Here is a 25082-nt window from a genome sequence, read left to right on the forward strand (position 1 = left end):
GGTAGGAGACGCCATGTATTCCCTGTTAGTGGCCGATGACCACCCGCTGTTCCGCGACGCACTACAAACCGTGATTAGCGGGGGCTTGGCGGGCAGCCAGCTATTGGAAGCGGAGAGCCTCACTAATGCGATAACGCTGATTGAAGCACACACAGAGTTAGATCTACTGCTGCTGGATTTGAGCCTGCCGGATGCGGAGGGGTTAGAGGGGCTGACAACACTGCGGGAGACATTTCCCTGGTTGCCGGTGGCAATTGTATCTGCGCATCAAGAGCGCCAACTGGTACTCGATGCCATTACCCTTGGCGCGGTGGGTTATATTCCCAAATCCACACCCCGGGAAACGCTGCTGGCGGCGTTAACGCAGATTCTTGAAGGCCAGCTTTATTTGCCGCCCGATGTCATGCGTCGCCCTGCACCGCGCGCTTCCTCGGAGCCGCCGGTGACCAGCACTTCATCAACCAGCGAGCGATTGGCGCGTTTGACCGATAAGCAGCTAGAGGTGCTGGCTTGTATGACAACAGGTATGTCGAACAAGCATATTGCCCGGGAGATGTTAATTGCCGAAACCACCGTTAAGACCCATGTTTCGGCGATTTTGCGCAAACTGAATGCCACTAGCCGAGTTCACGCGATTGTTATCGCAGGTGAAGAGGATCTGAGTTTTTACCGGGCTAACCGCACTCGTTAGGCTTTATTGAGCAGTGTGGCTAGCAGCATGCGCAGCCGCAGTGGCTTTAGCGGTTTGAGCAAGCAGTGCATACCCGCTTCACGGGTTACCCGCTTAATCTCCGCCTCGTGATTGGCAGTAATCACCACCGCTGCGAGGCCTGGATAACGGCGCTGCAGTCGCGCGGCCAGGTCAATACCGGTTTCACGGTGGTCGCCCAAGTGGTAATCCACCAGCAGCACCCCTGGGCGCTCACCGTCGCTGGCGGCCTCCAATGCACTCACCGTGGCAGCGGCGCGCACTCTGCACCCCCAACTGCCCAGCAGCGCCTGCATGCCTTCTATAATTGCCAGGTCATCATCAATCACCCAAATGACACAACCGCTTAATGGGTCCTCTGCAACCGGAGTGAAACGAGTGCTCGCCACTTCGGGGGGAATGACCGTTGCATAAGGTACGGTGATCGAAAATAGCGCACCCGCGCCAGGGCGAGAGGTGAGCGAGATCGGCTGTCCCAGCATGGCGCTGATCCGGTCAACGATGGCTAGCCCCAACCCCAATCCGCGGCTATGGGCGCTGCTTGACTGGTTGGCGCGGCGAAACTCCAGAAAGATCGCTTCCCGCTGCTGCTCGGGGATACCAGGGCCAGTATCGCCCACTATAATTTCCAGACCATTCTGCCGTCGCCGACAGCCCAGCAGTACTCGACCTTGCTCGGTATAACGCACCGCATTGCTTAAAAAGTTGCGGACCACTCGCGCCAGCAGCGCCAGATCCGATTCGACCACCGCACTGGAGGGCACGTAGTGCAGTGCCAGACCTCGCACCCCCGCCACTTGGCGGTACTCTTCGGCTAGCACATCTAATAGCGTACTCACCGCGAACGGCGCTTTATCGGCGTGGAGTACGCCAGCATCCAAGCGCGAGATATCCACTAACGTTCCTATCAAGCCTTCGACATCCTTCAGCGAGCGGCCAATATGGCCGACCAGGGCTTGTGAGGTGTCAGGAAGCGAGTGGGTTTCTAAAGCACTGGCAAATAGCCGAGCGGCGTTGAGTGGCTGGAGTAGGTCGTGGCTGACCGCCGCCAGAAATTTCGTTTTGGATAGGTTGGCCGCTTCGGCTTCGGCTTTCGCGGCCAGTAAGCGCGTATTGACTTGGCTTAGTTCGTCTAAGGTACGGTGCAGCGCGTCGGTGCGTTCACGCACCTGTTCGGCAAGTAACACTGAGCGCTCAAACGCTGCATAGGGAGCGGGATCAATGTCACCCCCAGTTTCCACCCGCTCCATGAGCGCTTGGCATACTTTACGCAGGCGACGGTTCTCTTCCCGTAGCGCCTCGATATCCGCCCCGTCAGAGTTTGTGGTTAGCTGGAAGAGACCCAAACGCCACCCCCGTAAACGTCTGATTCACATGCATGCCGTGATGCTGCTCGCCGTACGTATTGAAACCCACCACGCCTGCTTGACGCAGCAGCTGCGACGCCTGGTCCAGCTGTTGTAACGCCTCGAGTTCCATGCGGCGCAGAAAACAGTCGCAGCCAATAATCATACTCGGCGCCTCCAGCCTTCCGCTCACGCCAGCAAGCATTACTTTGAGATCATCGAGTAGCGGTGTTGGCTGCATAGCCGTCAACACAATGCCGTTTTCCACCGCGCAGTAGAAGCTCAAGCTACTGTCACTATTAACACGCTGAATAGAGCGCACATAGTGCTGCCCCCCGATGCGAACGGCCAGTGGATAACGGGCAAAAATGCCAGTGTTGAGCTGCGCAGGCGCAACGCCTACAAGCTCGGCATACACCTGGGCGGCGGGCAAACCATTGAGTTCAATCACCCGCCGCTGCTCGCGGTTCGCCTCGGTCACCACCAGTTTGTGGGCCAATGGCATTAAGTGGTGAGTTGAAAACACTTCAAAAGGCAGCCGGGTGTTGATCATCACCACCACCGCCGCACGGGTATGAAAGCGTCCAGCGGTATACACATGGGTATGGCTAAGGTGATTGTCGTCGCCCGCCGAGCCGCCAAAACTGGGGATGCGGCCTAAGGCGGCATCCAAGGTGGCGAGCACCTGCTCTTCACGGCTGGATAAGCCATCCAATAAGGTCAGCGCAAAGCTGTGCTCATTAATCGGCGCGATGGCACGTTGGCGGCAACGCTCCAATAGCGCATCGACCAGCGGCTGAGCGTTGGCCAGCCCGAAATGATCCAGATCATCAATCAGCGCCGATTCAATGGCAAACAGACGACGATCAAACCCAATCGCCACAATAGAGCCGCGGTCGTAGCCTTCTGGGGTTATTTCCCCAGCCGTCGTACAGCCACTTAGCGGCGTGGTGGGAAAGCTGCTTTCCAGCGCGTCCGCTAGCGCGGCTAAATCATACTCCGCGCTGCAGAAGAACAGTACGAAGCCCAAATGCTCGTGACATAAGGCCTGAGCTAGCTCAGCTGCTGCGTCGGAAGCGTCTGGATGCTGACTAGCCGCAGTGATAATGCCCTTTTCAACGGTATAAGTGGTCACGACACCACCTCTCCAGTGCGGTATGGGTATGCGCGGCTGAGAGCCTAAGCATGCTGAAAGCCTCATCCAGTTGGCTAGCGCTGGTAAGCTCTGCCTTGGCTAATGTCTCAAGCCGTTTCGCCAGCTCAGCAAGCTGGTCGGTCCCCATGCTAAGTGATTCTCCGCGCAGCTGATGCGCAAGCCGCACGACCTGATTTTCCTGCTCTGAGGTCAAAGGGGTTGCTGTTAGGCAGGCTGCCAATTGCGCAAAGTAATCGCTGACTTGCTGATGGTAAAGCATGATCAGTTGGATCAGGCTCGTCTCACCTAGCGTCGTTTTAAGCATGGCAAGGGTATCGCCATTCAGCAGTGGCTGCCTGCCGGTTAGCGTTTGTGTCACCGCTAATGTGGGTAAATCAGCGGTATCTGAGGTATTAAATAGCTGCAATGCGAGTACGTCACTTAACGCCGAAGTCGACAGCGGCTTGGTAATGTAATCATCCATACCTGCCGCTAGGCAGCGTTGGCGATCATCCTCGGCGCCTCCCGCGGTCATGGCAACAATAGGCACACTGGCCAACCAGCCGCCCTGTTCACGCAAACGCTGAGTAACCAGCAGCCCATCCATATCGGGCAACTGAATATCCATAAAGATCAGATGCACCTGCATCGACTGAGCCATCGCCAAGGCGCCATGGCCATTTTCGGCCCATACGACATTGCAGCCCAAGCGCGACAACAAGCCAATCGCAACTTTGCGGTTAACGGCGTTGTCCTCTACCAATAGTAACGTTGTGCCCGAAAAGTCGCGCTTGGGGACCGAGGGCAGTGACGCTGAAACCGGGTCAGTGACGACTAAAGGCAGTTCGCACCAGAAAGTACTTCCCTGGCCAATTTGGCTCTTAACGCCCAGGCGCCCCTGCATGGCTTCGCTTAGCCTTTTGCAAATCGCAAGCCCTAACCCCGTTCCGCCGAAGCGGCGTGCCACTGATTCATCGGCCTGCTGAAAAGGCTCAAATAGACGCTCCTGCTGCTGAACGCTCAGGCCACAGCCAGTATCGATCACCTCAAATAACAGTTGCTCCACCGTAGAGGATACTTTTACGCTAACCTCTCCGCGGTCCGTAAATTTGATTGCATTCGCGATGAGGTTAAGCAATATCTGCCGCAGACGGCCTGCATCGACCAACACCCATTCTGGCACTAGCGGGTCAACGTCAACCGTTAAGGCCAATCCTTTGACTTTTGCCCTGGGCGCAAACAGTACTATCACGCTGTCGATGAGCGGCTTGAGTGCCGTAGGCGATGTTTCCAGCGTTAAGTGACCGGCTTCAATTTTAGAGAAATCAAGAATCTCATTAATCATTGCCAGCAGTTGATTGGCGCTATCGTGAATCGTGTGGGCGTAATCCTCTACCTGAGCGGGACTCGACGATTCACGTAATAACTCACTCATGCCGATCACGCCGTTTAGCGGCGTGCGGATCTCGTGGCTCACCATGGCGAGAAAGTCTGACTTTGCTTGATTCGCGGCCTGAGCTTGTTTAGCGGTAACGTCCAGCTGTCGACCTAGTTGCTCCTGCTCCCGCCTTATTGCTGCACTTTCACGCATTTCACGCACCAGGAAAGCAATCACCAGAAAAGCGGCCAAGCTCATACCAATAATCAGCGACATAAGCAGTTTGTATAGCAGGCTGAGTTGCGCGCGCTCTTCGGTCGCCGACTCTGCCAAATAGCCGTTAATCGCAATCACCAGGCGTTCAGTTAGTCGCGTTAGCCCCTGTAGCTCATTTTCAAGGGCTGTCACCGGCAGTTGATTAAGCTCTCCAGTGGGATCACGCTCAACGTAGGGATCAAGCATTGAATCCAACACATCAAGCTGCTGCTGGATTTGACCCAATAATTCTCGGGCAGTATCGATCTCTTGCAACAGCGTACTGACCTCCCCCTCATTGAGCAGCGTGATCCGGCTGTAAAGCAGTTCAAATCGAAGGTTAAGTTCATCGTGTGCCGCGGGCGTTAGCGGTTCTCGCGTCACCGCCAGTAGATGGTTCAAGAGCTGTACCGCATCACGATCCAGCTTATAAACAACCCACGCGGTATCTTCACGCAGGCTTTGAGTAAGATTTTCCTGCCGCCAGGCGGCTAGGGTAGCGACGACCAACGCCGCGGCAAAAAGCGATACCGCAACGATGGTAACGAGCTTAAAACGGCGGGGATAACGCAGCAGGCTGGAGGCCTGTGCAGTTGAAGCGCTAGCGAACATCAATATGCATAACCTGCCACACCGCTCTAAAGCGAATTTTTTCGCTTAACAGCGCTTCATCTTGATCAAAAGGATAGAGCACCCATAAAGGACCATACTCACGAATCGGAATCGCTTTCTCGTCTTTTTCCAGGGCCAAAATAACCTCATACTCTTCAAAGTCACTAACCGGTATCTCAGCTTCGTAACCGTTCAGTGCGGTGACATGTACCGCCTCGCTTTCAGCGTTCAAACTTGCCAGCAGTTCACGCATCAAAGGCCCACGGTAGTGGTTAATGCCTTCAGTCCAAGGCGTGCTGGTTTCAAACTCGTGCTGCGGTAAAGCCGTTAACATTGCGCGGTCAAACTGCGCTTCATTGCCAACATTCGTAAGGCCAATGTTACCGCCCACAGTCAAAATCACAGGCCCGCTTGGTACGTCTAAATCGACGGCTGTTTTAGCAAGCCCCGTTAGGGGAATGCTGAACATCAGCACGACCCACCCCATTAACAACGCTTTCACAGTCAGCACCTCACGATAGGATACTCGCTGGCTCAAACGCCCAGGAATAAAAGAAGACAGCATAAAGGTTACGCTATCTACTTAAACAGGTCAGGCTCAATACTGTTTTTTTCGTAATCGAAGCGTTATTAACTGTTTGCAATCGGGTTACGGCTTTATTTTCTCGAAGGGCTCAAAACGCACTAACTCTTCATAGGCATGCCAGCTGGCGTGGCCTAACACTGGCAAAATTAGCGCCAAACCAATATAGAACGTCATCACACCCACTAAAACACTCAGTGTTAAAATTACCGCCCACAGCAGCATCACGCGGAAATTACGCGCCACACAGCGTACGCTGGCTTCAATGCCCTCCATAAAGGTTAAGTCTTGATCCATCAGTGTGGGAATCGCTACAACGCTGATAGCAAACGCACCGAATGCTAAAATGCCGCCTGCCACTGTTCCAACGGCAAGCATGCCCAAGCCTTCTGAGGTAGTGAGTAGAGAAGTGTAAAGGGTGGCGGGACTAGGAACTTCGAATCCAAAAAACAGGGCAAACAGCAGGGTTGCCAAACGAATCCAGGCCAGGAAGAAGATCATCATCATAACCCCCATCATCGCCAATTGACCGGCGTGGGGCCTCCAGCTTCCGAATGCATCTCCCAGGTTCGGTACTTGCCCTCGTTCTAAGGCTCGGCTGATGCCATACGAACCGACCGCGACCAAGGGCCCGATAAACATAAAGCCGGCAATCATGGGCAGGAGCCAATACCAGTACCCCAACGTAAATGCACCAAAGGTGATGGCGATACTTAAGCCAACCCAAAACATGCCATATGAAAGACTGACCACCGTTGCTCGGCGAAAATCTTCTACACCCGCGGCCAACCAAGCTCTAGGCCGATCCAATCCGACCTTATTAATAGTAATTTTAACGCTGGGCTGATCTGAATGGTGGTTTGTTTTTGTTGTAGCCGCATTCATGGCATCACTCCTGTTGTTCCTGATATAGATCCTGGATTCAGGATTTACCTCTAATCCATCAACACTCGTTACCCGCTAATATAGTAATGCCAATTTAATGGCTTAACGTTATTTGTTAATACTCACTTAATGTAGCTGACCTGAAGCCCCGAGGCTTTGACTGAAAGGTTATGCGTACAAAAAATCCACGAGAAGGACTCAAAACGCCAATTTAATTGCTGCGTTAGTAAAAACCTATGTGGCCAAACTTATGCGCCCGTCATAAAAAAACTCCGAGCAATTTGCCCGGAGTTTTCGTCGCTAATGTGACTCTACTATAAGCTACCTTACAATCATCACCGACATTTTGGCATGGTGCACAACGTGCTCTGCATTGGGCCCGAGCACATAGTCGACAAACTTACGCTTATTGTGTGAGGCCATGACGATGAGATCCACGTCCAGTTTCTTACCCGCTTTGATAATGGCCTCCCAAGGTGAACCATCCACAATGACGCTTTGCGCATGAATGTCGTCGGGTACATTCGTCTTGATGAACTCGTGAAGCGCATCACCGACCGCTGCATGCGCTTTTTTGGCGAAGTCCTTGGGGAAGTAGGAGCCCACCATCGGCATTCGATAGTCCGGCAGTACCGTGACAACATGCAGCGAGGCACCGAAAGTTCGACATAGCGTCAGGGCGGTGGGCAGCGCCTTCGACCAGGAAGACTCCTCGTTAAGGTCCACCGGCAACATGATCTTGCTGTACATGGCACTCTCCTTCATGCGGTGGCAGTGGCTGACGTGTTATCACGACGTCGACGCTGCATCAAAACAATCAACCCGAAGAGCAAGAAGGCCGGAATCCACATTAGCTCTTTCGTCCAGCGGTCGACGGGGGCCAACACCTCGATGATTTCTTGATCGAAGTCGAAACCCAGCTCTGCCGCTTGACTGCCGTAGGTCACCATATCAACGGTTGCCGTGCCATCCTCAATAAAGAGCTCCATGCCCAGATTATCGAGTCGCTCCTGGCCTGTTTCTCCCTCAGGTACCGGCAGGGTCATATAAGTGGTCATGGGATCGCCATAATCATCCAGACCGGCAATCTGCAAGCGCAGAGTGGAGTCTTCGTCCACATTGCCTAACGCTTCGACGAATTGTGCGGGCGGAATCGACTCGTAGGGATCATGAATCATATCCATCCAGAAACCGGGACGGAACAGCGTGAACGCAATCAGCAGCAGCACGATGGACTCATACCAGCGGTTGCGGGTAATCATAAAGCCCTGGGTCGCGGCGGCGAAGATCAACATGGCGATGGTCGACACCACAAAGATCAGTACCCCCTGGAGGAAGGTCACATCGATGAGGAGCAGATCAGTATTGAAGATGAACAGGAACGGTAGCGCCGCGGTACGAAGGCTGTAATAGAACGCCTGGAAGCCGGTTCGAATGGGGTCACCACCTGATACTGCTGCCGCCGCAAAGGAGGCCAGCCCCACCGGCGGGGTAACATCGGCCATGATTCCGAAGTAGAACACGAACAGGTGGACCGCAATTAATGGCACCAGCAAGCCATTTTCAGCACCCAAGTTGACGATGACCGGTGCCAGTAGTGCCGATACGACGATATAGTTTGCTGTCGTAGGCAGTCCCATGCCGAGAATCAAACTAAGCACTGCGGTAAGCAGCAATATGAGCATCAAGTTGCCCATGGCCAGTGTTTCCACCACCTCGGCCAGCACCAAGCCCACCCCCGTCTGGGATACGGCACCGACGATGATACCGGCGGTGGCCGTGGCAATACCGATGCCGATCATATTGCGAGCACCAGTGACTAGCCCATCCCAAAGATCCATCGCGCCTTCACGCAGATCCGCCTTCATATCGCTGCGTCCGCGAAATATTGACGTGATGGGGCGCTGGGTAAGAATAATGAAAATCATGAAAACAGTGGCCCAGAAAGCCGAAAGTCCTGGCGACAAACGTTCGACCATCAGACACCAAACCAGCACGATGACGGGCAGGATATACTGCAAGCCCACCAACACCGTGGGTTTGGTTTGCGGCAGCGAATAGATCGGTTCATTAGGATCATCGAGTTCAAGCTCGGGGTAACCTGACGCCAGCTTGAGCAGTGCAACATAAATGACCGTTAGCCCCACGCCTACTACCCAAGGTGTTGCCTCGCCCAACACCGGTTTGAGCCAGCCAAGACCGTAATAGACCGCCAACGCGGTCACCATCATGAGTAGCAACCCACCCAAGAAACCGATCACTTTATTGACCAGTGGCTTAGGAGGATTGCTGCTCTTAAGCCCCTTCATATTGGCCTTTAGGGCCTCAAGGTGAACAATGTAGACCAGCGCGATATACGAAATCAGCGCGGGCAGGAAGGCATGCTTAATCACCTCGACATAAGAGATACCCACATACTCGACCATCAAAAAAGCGGCAGCCCCCATTACAGGAGGCATAATCTGTCCATTGACCGATGACGCCACTTCGACAGCACCCGCCTTTTCCGCGGAAAACCCAACGCGTTTCATCATCGGCACCGTAAAGGTACCGGTGGTTACCACATTGGCAATCGAGGAGCCGGAAATCAGACCGGTCATGGCCGACGCGACCACGGCGGCTTTTGCTGGTCCACCGCGATAGTGACCCAGTAACGAAAACGCCACTTTGATAAAGTAATTACCAGCACCCGCTTTATCGAGCAGGGCACCGAACAACACAAACAAAAACACAAAACTGGTTGATACCCCGAGAGCTATGCCGAAGACCCCCTGAGTAGTCAACCACTGGTGATTAATCAAGCCGAAGAGGCTTACTCCACCATGGGAAAGAATACCCGGCATCCAAGGGCCAGCCAGGCTATAGAGAAGAAAAATGGAGGCCACAATCATTAACGGGGGGCCAAGCGCTCGCCGCGTCGCCTCAAGTAACAGCAGTATCCCAGCTATACCAATAATAACGTCCTGCAGTATCGGTGCACCGGGACGCTGGGATAATTGCTCGTAAAACATAAACATGTAAGCGCCACAAAAGGCCGCTGCCGATGCAAGTACCCAATCCTGAATCGGAATACGATCACGAGGCGAGCGCTTGAGTGCCGGATAGGCCATATACGCTAGAAAAAGCGCAAAGGCTAAGTGAATAGAGCGGGATTCAGTGGCACTAAATACGCCAAACCCCAGAATGAAGGGCACTGGCGATGCTATCCATAATTGAAAAAGAGACCACACAGCCGCAATGCTTACCAAGAGCTTCCCGGGCATGCCGGCTGGTTTGCGGGCTCCCGTATCGCTGGAGGCGACCATATCCTCCAAGTCTACTCCGGCTCCCGAAGGCCTGTTCTTATCGTCTGTCATCTGCCTGCCCCGCTCCGAGTCGATTGACGCATCATTGCCATATCGAAATGCCCTATTAACATTCTAAACCAAAATGCGCGGCACCCTGAGGTAACCGCGCATTTCTTACTAAGGCAGTAACACCTTAGGCTTCTGGATTACTCGATCCAGCCTTGTTCACGGTAGTAACGCGCCGCACCTTCATGCAACGGTGCGGAAAGCCCTTGAGTCACCATCTCTTCCGGCACAAGATTCTCGAAGGCAGGATGCAAACGCTTGAAACGATCGAAGTTGTCAAAAACCGCCTTAACGGTCTGGTAGATAACTTCTTCGTCAGCTTCAGCGGTGGTGACAAAGGTCGCCGCCACACCGAAGGTTTCGACATCTTCGTCATTTCCGCGATACAAACCACCCGGGATTACCGAGGAAGAGTAGTAAGGGTATTCATCGACAATACCTTGAATGTCTTCGTCGTTCAGCGGTATCAGACGAGCATCAACGGTGGTGGTCGCTTCTTGAATGGAGCCATTAGGGTGACCCACCACATAAACCATGGCATCGACGTTATTATCGGCCAGTGCCGCCGCTTGCTCGGCAGCATCAAGCTGAGATGCCAGAGAGAATGTATCTTCAGTCCAGCCCTTGGCGTCCATCACCACTTCCATGGTGTTGCGCTGGCCGGAGCCCGGATTACCAATGTTGACGCGCTTGCCTTCCAAATCATCGAGAGTCTCGATACCTGAATCAGCACGCGCTAGCAGGGTCAAGGGCTCGCCATGAACGCGGAATACAGCCCGCAGTTCTTCATAGGGTTCGCCTTCAAAATTTCCCGTGCCGTTGTAAGCTTGATACTGGACATCGGATTGCGCGACACCCATATCCAGTTCGCCAGACTTAATACCATTGATATTGGCGACAGAACCACCAGTGGAAGGTGCATTACACTTAATATTTGCCTCTTCCAAACGGTTCACTAAACGACAGATCGACTGGCCTACGACGTAATAAACGCCGGTTTGGCCACCAGTGCCGATGGTAATGAACTGTTCGTCTTCTTGCGCCATGGCCGGACTGGCAAAGGCAGCGGCAGCGAGTAGCGCACCGGAGAAGGCCGCAGTAGAAAATGCGTGGCGTTTCATGAACACACCTCTTTATATTGATGTTATGAGCGTACTTGATGCTTGAGCATAATCCGTTTTGGTCTCACCTGATAAACCGTTCCCTCAGGTGGGGTTGCTCCAAAACGTTTCCAAGACATTCCATTCCTCAGATAATCTGCTTCTTAGACAATCTGTTACAAGCAGCTAATTTGGCGCCTGCTAACACTACTTTAGCGAAAAACAGAGTTTATAGCGAAAAAAAGCGCGCTTGGCGAACGACCGTCGTAATCTACCGACATTTAAAACGCATTCGCGCTTCATTAGATAGTAGTTTAGCGGTCGGTAACGTTTAGTTAGCGTTAATGCCTATACCGATTTGGCATGGGGAATAATGATATTCGCTGTTTGCTCGACGCGCGCAAACTCTTCTGAGCGAAGACAGTTTCACAAAAAGCCAAAGTAATGAGCCCCCTTCCACTGAGCACATCAAACGTTATAGCCCAACATGGTAGGCAGCCACAGCGCAATAGCGGGGAAAAGAGCAACCAGGGCCAGGGCACAGCCCATAGCCACCACAAACAGCAGCGCCCAACCAAGGGTTTGCTCCAAGCGAATTTTGGCTACTTCGGTGGTCACCATCAAGTTGACCGCCACGGGCGGGGTGAACTGGCCAATGGCAATGTTCATTGCCAAAAGAATGCCAAACCACACCGGGTTCCATTCAAAGTGCTGCATTACGGGGATCAAGATCGGCATCATGATCAGATAAATCGAGATCGCATCCAGCAACATTCCTGCCACCAGCACCGCCAGCATCACCAGAATTAGCAGCAGCACGCCGTTATCGGTCAGGCTAATGATCCACTCCGCCAAGTGGCGGAAAGTGCCCAACATGGTGCCCGCCCAGGCAAAAATACCCGCCAGAGCGATAATCAGCATCACCACGCCGGAGATAATCGCGGCCTCGCCCAATAGCTCCCATAAATCTCGTAATGACAGCTCGCGAGTTAAAAAAAGCCCAACAATTGCGCCATACGCGACAGCCACGACGGCGGCTTCAGTCGGGGTAAACAAGCCCGAGCGCAAGCCACCCAAAATTAGCACGGGGGCAAACAGCGCCGGTATCGCCTGTTTAAAAGTGTTGCGCACACTGAGTTGTTCAGCGCCCTCTACCGGTGTGCCGCCCTCCCAGCCGTATCGCTTGGAGACGATCATGGCAGGCACCAATAACGCCAATCCCGCCAAAATACCGGGAAACAGGCCTGCGGCGAACAGGGCACGCAAATCGACGCCCGGCACCACGATCGAATAAAGAATCAGCGCCACTGAAGGCGGAATAAGAATCGCCGTCGAGGCAGAGGCGGCAATCAGCGTGGCGGAAAACGGTTTCGGGTAGCCCGCCTTGGTCATGCTGGGCAGCATCACCATCGCCACCGCCGCGGCATCAGCAGGGCCTGAGCCGCTCATGCCGCCCATAATCATACATACCAACACCGCGACCAGTGCTAAGCCCCCATGACGTGGGCCGATCAGCGCCTGGGCAAAACGCACCAGGCGCAGCGCCACGCCGGAACGCTCAAAGATAAGGCCGGTTAAAATAAACAGCGGAATCGCAATCAACGGGTACTTGGCAATACTGTTATAGGTATTGGTGCCCAAGGTTGCGAGCATATCCGGTGACAAACCCAGCACGATGCCAACGGACCCGGAAAGCGCTAATGAAAATGCCACCGGTACACCCGCAACCAGCAAACCTGCGAAGGCCAGAATCATCCATACATCAGGGCTCATCAGTGAGCCTCCCCGTCAAACGGTCATCGGTTTGCTGGAACAAGCGCCATAACATGGCCGCAGAGAGCACGGGCAACCAGACTAAATACCACCACTGAGGTAACCCCAACCCCGGTGAAAGCGACTCCCATTGATACTCCTGCCAAGCCATTTTACCGCCGTACCAAGTGATCAAGCCCAGCACAATGGCACTGCATAGCGCTTGGAAAATAATCAGCGCACGGCGGTACTTGGACGGCAATGCGCGCTCCAAAAAACCGATGCGAATATGCCGATTACGCCGAAGCGCCACCGAGGCACCCGCAAAAGTCAGCACTACCAACAAAAATACAGAAAACTCTTCAGTAAACGAAAAAGAGCCGCCGGTCAGATAGCGGGTAATAACATTACCCAGACTGATCAATGAGATAATGATTAACGCCAGCGCGCCCAGCCAGCGTTCGGGGCGTGCATCAGGAAAGCCTTTCATGGCAACCTCTCAGCAAAAAAACTCCCAGCCCTTTAAGGCCGGGAGTTAGAACATCAAAGGTAATTAACGCGCGTCGATGGCGGTTTGTGCAGCCTCTACGACCTCTTCACCAATCCGCGGTGCCCATTTTTCGTAAACTGACTGGGTGGCTTCTACAAACGCCTGATACTGCTCGTCTGAAAGCTCGGTGACCGTCACGCCGCGCTCTTGGATCGCGGCTAAACGCGCGCTCTCTTCTTCACGGGTCATGGCGATTTCCCACTCACCGGCTTCCTTGGCAGTTTCACGCAGCATGGTTTGCTGCTCTTCATCCAGTGACTGCCATACCTGCTGATTGACGGCAAAAATCAGCGGATCATTCATGTAGTTCCAAAGCGTTAAATGCGCCTGACCGACTTGATCGATACGTGCCACGTCAAACACAGAAAGCGGGTTTTCCTGGCCGTCTACCGCACCTGTCGTCAACGCTGGCTGAGCATCGGTCCAGCTCATTTGGGTGGGGTCGGCACCCAGTGCTGAGAAGGTATCTTGGAATAGCGGCGAACCGACAACGCGGATTTTCAGACCGTCCAAATCGTCAGGCTGGCTAATGGCTCCCCGAGAGTTAGAGACCTGACGGAAACCATTCTCACCCCACGCTAAGGGCATAACGCCACGGGATTCAATCGCCTCAAACACTAACTCACCGGCTTCCCCACCGGTAACCGCATCGACGGCGGCTTCATCGGGAATGAAAAACGGCAAAGAGAACAAATTAAGTTCCGGCACCTGGGGCGACCAGTTAATCGTCGAGCCCACCGCGGCATCGATTAGCCCCGAGCGCATGGCAGAAAACTCACGGGTTTGGTCCCCGGAGACCAACTGTGAATTGGGGTAAACGCGCAGCGTGAGTTCACCTCCGCTACGTTCCTCCACTAGTTCTGCCCACTTCTCAGCCGCCTGCCCCCACGGGAAAGCATCAGACAAAACAGTAGAAACCGAAAGTTCGCGAGCTTGAGTAGAAAGAGAAGCGGAAAGCAGTGCCGCACCGGCCAAGCCAGCGGTGAAACGAGCCATTGAGCGTGTCAGCGTCATGGTAGATCCTTTTTTATCGATTTTTATGGTGACTTTATTAGGAGGTCTATCACTGTATCGCCTAAATAACAGTGCTGCATTGAGTGCATGTTGGCGATAAGCACTCCATTGTAGGTATTCTTGAGGGGAAGGAAAGCCATTCTATCGGCTATTAACGACCGACTTTCGGCGTGTATCACAATGGTTTGGCGCTACCATCACCACCGCCGTCATAGAAACGTCACGTATCCGTGTGGGCCAATCGGTTAAACTAAAACAGTTACCAATCAAGGAGTTTCCCATGCAGATGCTGGCGCTTTATAGCATCAAGGGCGGCGTGGGTAAGACCGCCTCCGCCGTCAATCTCGCCGCCGAAGCGGCACGCGATGGCAAGCGAGTATTGCTGTGGGATATCGACCCTCAGGCCGCCACTACCTTCTACCTGCGCAGCAAACCCAAAGTGCGCGGTGGTGTCGACAAACTGGTCAAGGGCAAGGCGGACCTTGATCGGGCGATTCGTGAGACCGACATCGAGGGTCTCGACCTGCTGCCTTCGGCACTCGGCTCCCGCGACCTGGAAGCGTCGATGGAAGCCCGCAAGCCTAGTCGGCTGCGCAAAATTCTCAAGCCAGTGATGACCAATTACGATTTGGTGATACTCGACTGCCCGCCAAGCCTGTCGGCGCTCGCCGATCAGATATTCTCCAGCGTTGATGCTCTGCTGGTGCCGGTGGTGCCGACGACTCTATCGCTGCGCACACTCGAGCAACTGGACACTCACCTGGATGCGGTCGAACAGGCCTGTCCGATATGGCCGTTCATCACCCTCGCCGACCGCCGCAAAACTCTACACCGCGAAGTGATGGAGAGTCTCAGCGAACGCTGGCCGAGGCGCCTGACGACGACCGTGCCCAACGCCAGTGCGGTCGAGCGCATGGGGATCGAACGCGCGCCGGTTGGGCAGTTCGCCCGCAGCAGTCCGGGCGGTCGCGCCTACGCCGCACTGTGGCGTGAGATAGAGCAGCGTATGCGATGACCTGGATTTCTCACTCGTGGGCATGTCGATGACGACCAAACTAACAACTCATCCTCCCCCAAAAACAGCAAATTTGTCAGTTAACAGCGGCAGGATTTAGCACTCCCCCGTTATTTTGCAGACAGCCAAGCTGGTACAATGAGGCTCGTTCCCATCTAGCAACGAACATCAACGAATGGACATTAACGTGCCCCCACGCGATCTGCTGCTCGGCTTATTTGTTATCGTCATTTGGGCGCTGAATGTCATTGTGATCAAAGTCGGAGTGGCGGAACTGCCGCCACTATTGATGACGACGCTGCGCTTTATGCTAGTGGCTGCGCTGCTGGTGCCTTTTTACCCAGTCGCACGTGTGCAACTGCCTTTTTTGCTACTGCTATCCTTCACTTTCGGCACTCTGCATTTCGCCTTGCTGTTCATTGGACTAGAGCATGCCGAAGCTGGTACCGGGGCGCTGTTAGTACAAATGGGCACGCCTTTTGCGACGCTGCTAGCCGTGATATTCCTCAAAGAGAAGCTGGAACCCAAGCGTATCGCGGGGTTGCTGCTCTCGTTTGCGGGCGTCATCGTACTGGCCGGAGGGCCGACGCTGCCCTCGCCTCTACCGCTGAGTATTTTATTGATGAGTGCTCTCGGCTGGGCAGTATCGCAGCTATTGATTAAACGCGGCCCACCCATTGCCCCCTTAGCGCTTGCAGGTTGGGTGGCGCTGTTTGCGGTGCCGCAAGTGGCACTGGGCTCGTGGCTGTTTGAAAGTGGTCAATGGCAGGCGATACAGCAGGCGAGCTGGTTGGGTTGGGGGGCAATGATTTACACCGCGGTGATGTCGTCGATTGTTGCTTACGGGATTTGGTACGCGCTTTTGCGTCGTCACCCGGTCAATCGCGTGGTACCCATGACGCTGCTCGTACCGGTATTGGCGGTCAGCCTAGGCGCGCTGCTAATGGACGATAGCCTAGGCTTTCATAAATTGATGGGCGGCAGTTTAGTGGTCGCGGGTATCGCTCTGATTGTGCTGAAATTCCGCCGCAACCCTCGCCCCGCTTAGTTCGCAGGTTGGCAAAAGCCCGCGTCTTCAGGAATGGAAACACAGTCGCCTACTTTGATGCCGCGCTCGGCAAAGTAACCGCCATTCACTTCTAGCGCTGAATGATACGCCGCACCCGCTGGATAAGAAGGGCACTCACTCGGCGAAGTGGATTCACAAGGCTGCATAGTGTTGATCGCCACGATACGGCCATTCGCATCGATAAAAGCAATGTCGAGGGGAATCAACGTGCGATACATCCAAAAGGCATTGTTGGCTGACTGCTCACTCTCAAAGCGGAACAGCATTCCCTGTGCTTCAGGCAGGCTCTCACGCCCCATTAAGCCGCGCTGGCGCTGAGACCCCGTTTCCGCCACCTCAACGTCTAAACGGTGCGGACCACCTTCACTATGAATAGCCAGCGCCAGCGTCTGCATCTCTTCTGTTGCCTGCCCCCAGGCAAACGAGCTGAGTAACGACATTGGCAGCAACGCCGCCAGCGGTAACAGTAACGATGCTTTAAGCAGCGTGCGACGCGTGGGGTCCATGCTTACTTCCTTTTGTCATGCGCATCTGCGCGAACTCGGTGGCCTGGCAGCAGGTGTATTCCTGCCGCCAGCAGTGAAACATTCACCACTGCCCCGCTGGTTAACTGATTGCGACGTGCAGCATGGGTGGCGATGTCGAAACGTAACATATCACCGTGGCTAACGCTTAAGGAAACTGACGTAATGCCGCCCAACACCACTACCTCACTGACCGTGGCTGCCAGCGGGTTTTCCCGCTCGCCTTGCGAAGGCCGGTCACGACGGTGAAGCACAATATCGGAGGGCGGCAAATACCAAGCCACGGCCTCTCCCAGGCGCAGGTTGGCGAGCCCCTCGGCGACTTCCAGGTAAGTTTCCCCCCACTTCAGGCGGCGCTGCCCCGCTACCTCTACCACAGTGCCTTCAAACAGATTATGCCGGTCCAGCAAACGGGCTACTAGTGGCGAGGCAGGGCGGCTGAACAGCGCCTCGGGTGAATCCTGCTGAAGGCTTAAGCCGTTATGCAGCACGCAGATTTGATCAGCAAGCGCGGTGGCTTCTTCCAGGTCATGCGTCACCAGCACGATAGGGATCTCGATTTGCTGGCGGAGCAGCGCCAGCTCGCGCTGCAAACGCCGCCGGGTGACTTGATCCACCGCTGAAAACGGCTCATCGAGCAATAGCACTTTCGGGTCGCGGGCCAAGGCGCGGGCAAGCGCGACTCGCTGACGCTGCCCACCGGAAAGCGCATTCGGGTAGCGCTCGCCCAGCCCGTTTAAACGCACCTTGGCCAACCACTGTTCAGCCTGTTCCAGGCGCTGGGGCTGGGGTAGATAGCGCAGCGGCAGTTGAATATTTTCTAACGCGGTCAAGTGGGGAAACAGCGCATAGTCCTGAAAAACCATTCCGACCTGCCTGCGCTGGGGCGGAAGTGAATGCTTACGCCCAGCATCAAACCAAACGTCACCAGCACACTCCACTCGCCCGCCCTGAGGACGATAAAGCCCGGCAATGGTGCGCAGCAACGTGGTTTTTCCACTGCCGGAAGGCCCTACCAGCGCCAGCAGTTCGCCGGGTTGGCAAACAAACTCGGCATCCAGTGGAATCGGCCCCGTTTGGTGAACCGCCACGCCTAGCCCTTCGATCGGCCCGGTAATGCACGAATCAGCCACGTGCCCACCGTCTACGCCCAGCCAGTCCATAGACAAGCCCCAAGGTAATAAACGACACCAATAGCAGCAACGCCGACATCTGTGCAGCGCCCTGTTCATCAAAGGCCTGGACGCGATCATAGATAGCAATGGCAAGGGTGCGGGTTTCACCATCAATGGCGCCACCCACCATCAAGATGACGCCAAATTCGCCCAGCGTATGGGCAAACGTCAGCGCTGTCGCTGACAGAATACCCGGCCACACCAGCGGCAGTTCGATCCGCAACAGCGTTTGCCAAGGGCTCAGCCCGCAGCACCAGGCCGCTTCCCGCAGGTTGTGGGGCACGTGTTCAAAGGCACGCTGAATGGGTTGCACGGCAAACGGCAGATTGGCGATTAGGGAGGCCAGTAATATGCCCGTGAAAGTGAAATTCAGCCCGCTACCGGTGATGTCTGCCCAAAACGAGCCCACTGGCGCGTCGCGGCCAAAGCTCAACAGTAGATAAAAGCCCAGCACGGTAGGCGGCAATACCAGCGGTAGTGCAATCAGCGCTTCGCATAGTCCTTTGCCCCGGAAACGCGCGTAGGCCAGGGAGCGGCCTAACCAAATAGCGATGGGGGTGAGGATCAGGCAGGTGAACGCCGCAAGGCGTAACGAAACCGACAGCGCCGACCAATCCATTATGCGCCTGCCATTATTCGACGCTAAACCCGTAGGCACGCAAAATGGATTGGCCCTCTTCCTCTTGCAGCCACTGATAGAAGGCAGTGGCGACATCTCCAGCGTGGTTAGTCAACACCATGCGTTGACGAAGCGGGTCATGCCAAGCCTCGGGAATAAGTACGTACTCACTTCGCTCACGCAAAGCGGGGGCCAGTGCCAAGGAGTAAGCCACCAGACCACCGCGCGCATCGTCGGAAAGCGCAAACTGTGCCGCCTGGGAGACGTTTTCACCCAGCACTCGCAACGGCTCGGTTTGCTCCCAAAGCCCGGCGTGCTCAAGCGCCTGCTGCGCCGCCACGCCATAGGGCGCGTGCTCAGGATTCGCAAGGGCAATTCGCTCAGTGGTACCGCTCTCTTGTGCTTCAAGTGCAGCTTCTACCCCAGTAAGCGGCACATCGCCACTGGGCAAATCACCGCGGCCTGCGCGCTGCAGCCATACTAACCGGCCAATAGCGTAGATCACGCCTTCGCCCTGGGTGTGGCCCTCTTCATAAAGCGCTTGGACGTAGCGCTCGTCAGCAGAAAGATAGAGCTCGAAAGGGGCTCCTTGGGCAATTTGGCGGCGGAAGTTACCCGACGAACCAAAGTTAAGCCGCAGAATATGACCGGTTTCTTCGCGAAACTGTTCAGCGGCCTCGGTTAGGGCAAACTGGAGATCAGAAGCGGCTGCTACGATCGGCGCTCCCGCCTGAGCGGGAGAGCCGATCAACATCAAGCAAGCGAGCAGTATTCCATGCGGCCATTTAGCTTTTAGCATGCTCGTCAGTAATCTCCATGACCTTCATGGTATTGGTACCGCCGTGAGCATTCATATGGTCGCCGCGAGTCAGAATTACATGGTCACCAGCTTTAGAGATGCCGGTCTTCACCAGCAGCTCCAAGGCACGGTCATTCAGCTCGGTAGCGCTCATTTCGGAAGTATCGAACGGCAGCGAAACAACCCCGCGGTAGAGTGCCATGCGGCGCTGGGCGATGGGGTTATGCGCCAAGCCAACAATCGGCAGGCCCGAACGAATGCGCGAAGCGATTAGCGGCGTATAGCCCGATGAGGTCATGCAGGCAATCGCGGTAATGCCAGTCATGTGGTTGGCCGCGTACATAGCGGAAAGCGCGATCGTTTCGTCCGGGCGGGTAAAGCCTTCATGAATGCGGTGGCCGGATTCCTGGGCAGATTTCTCCCGCTCAGCGCCCAGACAAACACGCGACATCGCTTCTACAGTTTCCAGCGGATAGTCACCCGCCGCGGTTTCAGCCGAGAGCATGACTGCATCGCTGCCGTCCAGTACCGCGTTGGCGACATCAAAGACTTCAGCCCGGGTAGGCAGCGGCGCTGAAATCATGCTTTCCATCATCTGCGTGGCGGTAATGACGGCACGGTTGAGCGAGCGGGCGCGCTTGATCATGCGTTTCTGAACGCCTACCAGCTTGGCATCGCCAATTTCTACACCTAAATCGCCCCGCGCCACCATGACCGCTTCCGAAGCTTCAATAATGCCATCCAGCGTGGCGTCATCCGCGACTGCTTCTGCACGTTCAACCTTGGCCACCAGGCCAATCTCCTTACCCGCCTCGCCCAATAGGCGACGCGCTTCGAGCATATCTTCCGCATGACGGGGGAAAGAAATGGCCAGATAGTCGACGCCAATTTCGACGGCGGTTTTGAGGTCTTCCTTATCTTTATCGGTCAATGCCGGAGCAGAGAGGCCGCCGCCCTGCTTATTGATGCCTTTGTGATTGGAGAGCTTGCCGCCAACGACCACGGTGGTATGCACCTGTTGGCCGTCAACACGGGCCACGTCCAGCACCAAGCGCCCGTCGTCTAACAGCAGGCGATCTCCGGCAGTGACGTCTTGGGACAAGGTCTTGTAGTCGCAGCCCACCTGATGAATATCGCCAGCATCCCCGTCGAGTGCCATATCGAGAATAAACGGCTGACCCTCTTCCAGTACCACGGCGCCATCTCTAAACCGCGCAATACGAATTTTGGGGCCTTGCAGATCGCCTAAGGCCGCTACGCTACGGCCCAGTTTAGCGGCAATCTCGCGCACCTCGGTTAAACGGCGACGGTGATCATCGGCGGTGCCGTGAGAGAAATTAAGACGCACCACATCGACACCAGCTTTGAGCATGGCTTCCAATACGCCTTCCCGGTCGCTGGCAGGCCCAAGGGTGGCGACAATTTTGGTGCGACGAATCGAGGAGAAGTGCAGTGCGTTCATAATGCTCCAACCATGCAAATTAACGTGTAGTGACTCGTTAGAGTGACCTTATTTCATCACCCTAGCTTATCAGTTTAACGCGTGAGATATGACAGCAGTGCAACACATTCGGCACGGGTTATTTCAATGTCACCGTGATCGCTAGAGGAAACTCATCGCAATTATTGCCATCGCCGCCGCGATCCACTACCAAAAATTCGCCTTCCCGCTCTAGCACCGATTGAATGGCGTGCCAGGTGCCCGCGCGATAATTCACCCCTTGGCGGCCATCGGTGACAAAGGCTCGAACGTCCTCTGGGTTGATGTGTTCACCGGGTGGCGCCACCACGACAATAAAGCGCTCCTGATGAAGCGGCATAAAGGCCTGACTGCCCTGAGGGTGGCGCTCTAGAAAGGTGAGCTCCAGCGGTAGTGTAATCGGTTGGCTCACGAAGATATTAATCAGCGTGTGGGCGTTTTCGCCCACGGTTTCCACCTTGGCCAGATCATGATGACGCTGGGTACGCCCGGCGTTGATGGGAAACGACGCTGACGTACGTGCATCCATCACGTCGCCAAAAGGAGCAAAGGCTTCAGCCGTTAGCGGCTCGGCTTTTAGTTCTAGCATTTTATAATTCCTAAAACATTTACCCTTCGCCGCGTAAAAACGCAGCGAGCGATGGTCAGATAAGGCAAAAATTGGCGAAAAAGCGGAGTTTACTGGTGTAAATGAGCATTTTGAGCCAATTTTTAACGCCGTATGACCGAGCGCAGCCAGTTTTTACAGGCGAAGAGAAGGATGGCGATTAACATCTTTATACAGCAGATACCGAAACGGCCCTGGGCCAGCGGCGTAGCAGGCCTGGGGGCAGAAGGCGCGTAGCCACATGAAGTCCCCGGCTTCTACTTCTACCCAGTTTTGATTCAGGTGATAAACCGCCTTGCCTTCGAGCACGTAAAGGCCATGCTCCATGACATGGGTTTCATCGAAAGGAATCACGCCGCCGGGCTGAAAGGTCACGATATTGACATGCATATCGTGGCGAACGTCTGCAGGGTCGACAAAGCGCGTGGTCGCCCAGCGCCCTTCGGTACCGGGCATTTCAATGGGAGCAATATCCTGTTCATTGGTGACAAACGCCTTTGGTACCTCAAGCCCTTCGACAAACTCATACGCCTTGCGGACCCAATGGAAACGCACCGGCGCGTTAGATTCGTTGCGCACCTGCCATTTGCTGCCGGGGGGAATAAACGCATAGCCGCCGGGCTGCATAGTGTGGCGCTCACTCGATAAAGTAAGCGTTAACTCACCTTCCACAATAAACAGCACCCCTTCCGCCTGGGAGTCTGGCTCGGGCTTATCACTGCCGCCTTGGGGCTGGACTTCCATAATGTACTGGGAGAACGTCTCGGCAAACCCCGATAGCGGCCGCGCCAGCACCCACAGGCGAGTGCCTTCCCAAAACGGCAGATTGCTGGTGACGATATCGCGCATCACCCCTTTGGGGATCAGCGCATAGGCTTCGGTAAATACGGCGCGATCAGCGGTAATTTGGGTTTGCGGTGGATGCCCGCCGGTGGGGGCATAGTAGTTAGCCGAGCGACTATTGGTTGTCATTATTTCTCCCTTTATCGTTAAGCGTGGCGTGTTGGTCGGCTGCCTTTACGACAGCTCTATGTATTCATTCTTGTATACAATATTACGCTAGGCTTTGTCGTCTAAAAAGACTAGAGCACGGCAGAAATAAACTGTTTCAACTCGGGCGTTTGTGGGTTGCTGAACAGGTCGCTGGGAGCGCCCTCTTCATGGATGCGCCCCTGGTGCATAAACACCACGCGGTCAGCCACATCACGAGCAAAGCTCATCTCGTGGGTGACCAGAATCAGCGTCATGCCCTCGGCTGCCAAGGCTTCCAGCACGCGCAGCACTTCTCCGACCAACTCTGGGTCAAGGGCAGACGTCACCTCATCGCAGAGCATCACTTTGGGGCGCATGGCCAGCGCCCGAGCAATGGCGACTCGCTGCTGCTGCCCACCGGAAAGCTGCGCCGGGTAGGCATCGTATTTGTCCGAGAGGCCGACTTTCTCAAGCACTTCGCGGGCAATTTTATCGACGTCAGCTTTCTCTTCACCACGCACTACCAGCGGCGCCAAACAGACGTTTTCACCCACGGTTTTATGGGGAAACAGGTTAAAGCTTTGGAATACCATGCCGACGTTTTCACTCAGCTCTTTGGGCGACATCGACGCCGCATCGAGCTGCTTATCGGCAATGGTGATCTCGCCGCTGTCGTGTTTTTCCAGCTGATTCAGGCAGCGCAGCAGGGTGCTTTTACCCGAGCCGCTGCGACCAATAATCGCCACCACTTCGCCTTCCGCAACCGACAAATTGATACCTTTAAGCACTTCCAGGTCGCCAAAGGCTTTATGAAGGTTATTAACGTAAACCAGCGTCATAGAGCTTTTTCTCCAGATAGCGCGCATAGCAGGAAAGTGGATAGCACAGCGCGAAGTAAAGAAGGGCCACAAGGGCAAAGATGGTGAAGGGTTCGAAGGTGGCGTTATTGAGCATGGTGCCCGCCTTGGTCAGCTCGACAAAACCAATGATGGAGGCCAGCGCCGTGCCTTTGATGACCTGTACCGAGAAACCCACCGTGGGCGGAATCGAAAGCCGCAGCGCCTGAGGCAGAATGACATGGCGCATGGTCTGGAAGTAGTTCATGCCCAGCACCCTCGATGCGTGCCACTGCCCTTTGGCCACCGCCTCTAAACAACCGCGCCAGATGTCACATAGGAAAGCACTGGTGAACAGCGTCAGTGCGATGGAAGCCGCCAGCCAGGCAGAGATCGGATGGCCCATGGCGGCAGCGCCAAAGAAGATCAAGAACAGCTGCATCAACAGCGGCGTGCCCTGGAACAAGTCAACATAAAGTGACGTTAAGCGCTGCAGCCAGCGATTGCTGGAGAGACGCATAAAGGTCAGTAACAGCCCCACCGTCGCACCGCCTGCAAAGGCAATCAGTGAAAGAACAATGGTCCAGCGGGTTGCCAGCAGCAGGTTGCGCAGAATGTCCCAGAAGGTGAACTCAATCATCGTTGTTCTCCTTGCTGATAGGCGAATACGCGCTTGCCCACCAGCATAAAGCTACGCCGCATGCCGAAGGCGAGGAGCAAATAGACCAGCGTGATCAGCAGGTAGACTTCAAAGCTGCGAAAGTTGCGGGACTGGATAAAGTTAGCGGCGTAGGTCAGATCAAAAACCGAAATCTGCGACACCACCGCAGAACCCAGCATCACAATGATCGACTGACTAATGAGTGCGGGGTAAACGCGCGCAAAGGCAGGCACCAACACGACATGGCGAAAGCTTTGCAACGTGGTCATGCCCAATGCCCGCCCGGCTTCCAGCTGCCCCTTGGCCGTGGCGCTAATCCCGGCGCGTAGAATCTCGGCACTGTAAGCGGCCAGGTTGAGCGTCATGGCAATGAACGCCGCGGTGATGGCATCAATTTTGATGCCGAGCCCCGGTAGCCCGAAGAAGATAAAGAATAGCTGCACGATGAAGGGTGTGTTGCGGGTTACCTCGACGTAGCCGCCTAGCCCCCAGCGCACCCATGGCTGTGCATTCACGCGTAAATATACTACCGCCACTGCCAGCGACAATCCCGTTAAGGTCGTCACCACGGTCAAAATGACCGTGGTGGTAAATCCTTTGAGAAGCTCACTGACGTAGGGCAACAGGGTGAGAAAATCGAGTGTTGGCCCCAT

At 55.1% G+C, this 25082-nt stretch carries 24 protein-coding genes; 3 read left to right on the forward strand and 21 right to left on the reverse strand.

From position 1 onward, the window contains the following. Nucleotides 1-13 precede the first annotated feature (13 nt). Nucleotides 14-691, forward strand: a complete 678-nt coding sequence (locus AC5TBW_RS14560; protein ID WP_495509255.1) for a response regulator — start codon at nt 14-16, stop codon at nt 689-691. Here the strand turns inward: AC5TBW_RS14560 and AC5TBW_RS14565 are convergent. The 11 genes from AC5TBW_RS14565 to AC5TBW_RS14615 all read right to left on the reverse strand — a co-directional run bounded on the left by AC5TBW_RS14565 (nt 688) and on the right by AC5TBW_RS14615 (nt 14672). Continuing rightward, nucleotides 688-2055 carry a hybrid sensor histidine kinase/response regulator gene (locus AC5TBW_RS14565; RefSeq protein ID WP_495509256.1) on the reverse strand — a complete coding sequence of 456 codons (1368 nt, stop codon included), beginning with the start codon at nt 2053-2055 and terminating at the stop codon, nt 688-690. The two genes, AC5TBW_RS14560 and AC5TBW_RS14565, sit on opposite strands and share 4 nt — an antisense overlap. Next, nucleotides 2024-3190 carry a nitric oxide-sensing protein NosP gene (nosP, locus tag AC5TBW_RS14570; protein WP_495509257.1) on the reverse strand — a complete coding sequence of 389 codons (1167 nt, stop codon included), beginning with the start codon at nt 3188-3190 and terminating at the stop codon, nt 2024-2026. The genes AC5TBW_RS14565 and nosP overlap by 32 nt, the downstream gene beginning before the upstream one ends. Further along, complete coding sequence (locus tag AC5TBW_RS14575; RefSeq protein WP_495509258.1) at nt 3171-5435, reverse strand: hybrid sensor histidine kinase/response regulator; 2265 nt, start codon at nt 5433-5435, stop codon at nt 3171-3173. The genes nosP and AC5TBW_RS14575 overlap by 20 nt, the downstream gene beginning before the upstream one ends. Next, nucleotides 5425-6000, reverse strand: coding sequence for a putative pterin-binding protein (locus tag AC5TBW_RS14580; RefSeq protein WP_495509259.1), 576 nt, complete (start codon nt 5998-6000; stop codon nt 5425-5427). Before AC5TBW_RS14580 ends, AC5TBW_RS14575 begins: the two co-directional genes overlap by 11 nt. A gap of 84 nt (nt 6001-6084) precedes the next feature. Continuing rightward, nucleotides 6085-6903 carry a DUF2189 domain-containing protein gene (locus tag AC5TBW_RS14585; protein ID WP_495509260.1) on the reverse strand — a complete coding sequence of 273 codons (819 nt, stop codon included), beginning with the start codon at nt 6901-6903 and terminating at the stop codon, nt 6085-6087. Between the two features lie 321 nt (nt 6904-7224). Then, nucleotides 7225-7653 (reverse strand): universal stress protein, encoded by a 429-nt coding sequence (locus AC5TBW_RS14590; RefSeq protein ID WP_280104407.1) that lies wholly within the window; start codon nt 7651-7653, stop codon nt 7225-7227. Between the two features lie 11 nt (nt 7654-7664). Beyond that, nucleotides 7665-10259, reverse strand: coding sequence for a TRAP transporter permease (locus tag AC5TBW_RS14595; RefSeq protein WP_495509261.1), 2595 nt, complete (start codon nt 10257-10259; stop codon nt 7665-7667). 137 nt (nt 10260-10396) lie between these two features. Continuing rightward, nucleotides 10397-11377 (reverse strand): TAXI family TRAP transporter solute-binding subunit, encoded by a 981-nt coding sequence (locus AC5TBW_RS14600; protein WP_495509262.1) that lies wholly within the window; start codon nt 11375-11377, stop codon nt 10397-10399. Between the two features lie 447 nt (nt 11378-11824). Continuing rightward, on the reverse strand, nt 11825-13129 hold the full coding sequence (locus AC5TBW_RS14605) for a TRAP transporter large permease (RefSeq protein ID WP_495509263.1): 1305 nt from the start codon (nt 13127-13129) through the stop codon (nt 11825-11827). Then, on the reverse strand, nt 13119-13598 hold the full coding sequence (locus AC5TBW_RS14610; RefSeq protein WP_495509264.1) for a TRAP transporter small permease: 480 nt from the start codon (nt 13596-13598) through the stop codon (nt 13119-13121). The genes AC5TBW_RS14605 and AC5TBW_RS14610 overlap by 11 nt, the downstream gene beginning before the upstream one ends. Nucleotides 13599-13661: 63 nt before the next feature. Beyond that, the gene (locus AC5TBW_RS14615; RefSeq protein ID WP_495509265.1) at nt 13662-14672 is read right to left on the reverse strand and encodes a DctP family TRAP transporter solute-binding subunit; all 1011 of its coding nucleotides are present in this window, start codon (nt 14670-14672) and stop codon (nt 13662-13664) included. Between the two features lie 280 nt (nt 14673-14952). On the opposite strand from AC5TBW_RS14615, the gene AC5TBW_RS14620 reads away from it, so the two are divergent. Next, complete coding sequence (locus AC5TBW_RS14620; RefSeq protein ID WP_495509266.1) at nt 14953-15687, forward strand: ParA family protein; 735 nt, start codon at nt 14953-14955, stop codon at nt 15685-15687. Nucleotides 15688-15874: 187 nt separating this feature from the next. Beyond that, on the forward strand, nt 15875-16735 hold the full coding sequence (locus tag AC5TBW_RS14625; protein WP_495509267.1) for a DMT family transporter: 861 nt from the start codon (nt 15875-15877) through the stop codon (nt 16733-16735). Here AC5TBW_RS14625 and AC5TBW_RS14630 read toward each other — a convergent pair. The 10 genes from AC5TBW_RS14630 to AC5TBW_RS14675 form a co-directional block, all read right to left on the reverse strand. Beyond that, on the reverse strand, nt 16732-17262 hold the full coding sequence (locus AC5TBW_RS14630) for a DUF192 domain-containing protein (RefSeq protein ID WP_495509268.1): 531 nt from the start codon (nt 17260-17262) through the stop codon (nt 16732-16734). The two genes, AC5TBW_RS14625 and AC5TBW_RS14630, sit on opposite strands and share 4 nt — an antisense overlap. Before the next feature lie 2 nt (nt 17263-17264). After that, nucleotides 17265-18443, reverse strand: a complete 1179-nt coding sequence (locus AC5TBW_RS14635) for an ABC transporter ATP-binding protein (protein WP_495509269.1) — start codon at nt 18441-18443, stop codon at nt 17265-17267. Continuing rightward, a complete protein-coding gene (gene modB, locus AC5TBW_RS14640) occupies nt 18406-19074 on the reverse strand; it encodes a molybdate ABC transporter permease subunit (protein WP_495509270.1) in 669 nt (222 codons plus the stop codon). The genes AC5TBW_RS14635 and modB overlap by 38 nt, the downstream gene beginning before the upstream one ends. A 13-nt stretch (nt 19075-19087) precedes the next feature. Further along, nucleotides 19088-19873, reverse strand: a complete 786-nt coding sequence (gene modA / locus AC5TBW_RS14645) for a molybdate ABC transporter substrate-binding protein (protein WP_495509271.1) — start codon at nt 19871-19873, stop codon at nt 19088-19090. Then, complete coding sequence (gene pyk, locus AC5TBW_RS14650; RefSeq protein ID WP_495509272.1) at nt 19860-21335, reverse strand: pyruvate kinase; 1476 nt, start codon at nt 21333-21335, stop codon at nt 19860-19862. Before pyk ends, modA begins: the two co-directional genes overlap by 14 nt. A gap of 118 nt (nt 21336-21453) precedes the next feature. Further along, on the reverse strand, nt 21454-21942 hold the full coding sequence (locus AC5TBW_RS14655; RefSeq protein WP_495509273.1) for an ureidoglycolate lyase: 489 nt from the start codon (nt 21940-21942) through the stop codon (nt 21454-21456). Between the two features lie 153 nt (nt 21943-22095). Next, on the reverse strand, nt 22096-22932 hold the full coding sequence (locus tag AC5TBW_RS14660; RefSeq protein WP_495509274.1) for a bifunctional allantoicase/(S)-ureidoglycine aminohydrolase: 837 nt from the start codon (nt 22930-22932) through the stop codon (nt 22096-22098). Nucleotides 22933-23042: 110 nt separating this feature from the next. Continuing rightward, nucleotides 23043-23771, reverse strand: coding sequence for an amino acid ABC transporter ATP-binding protein (locus AC5TBW_RS14665; RefSeq protein ID WP_495509275.1), 729 nt, complete (start codon nt 23769-23771; stop codon nt 23043-23045). After that, complete coding sequence (locus AC5TBW_RS14670; protein ID WP_495509276.1) at nt 23752-24408, reverse strand: amino acid ABC transporter permease; 657 nt, start codon at nt 24406-24408, stop codon at nt 23752-23754. Before AC5TBW_RS14670 ends, AC5TBW_RS14665 begins: the two co-directional genes overlap by 20 nt. Then, the gene (locus AC5TBW_RS14675; RefSeq protein ID WP_495509277.1) at nt 24405-25082 is read right to left on the reverse strand and encodes an amino acid ABC transporter permease; all 678 of its coding nucleotides are present in this window, start codon (nt 25080-25082) and stop codon (nt 24405-24407) included. The genes AC5TBW_RS14670 and AC5TBW_RS14675 overlap by 4 nt, the downstream gene beginning before the upstream one ends.

This window comes from Vreelandella sp. ssv (assembly GCF_059448525.1).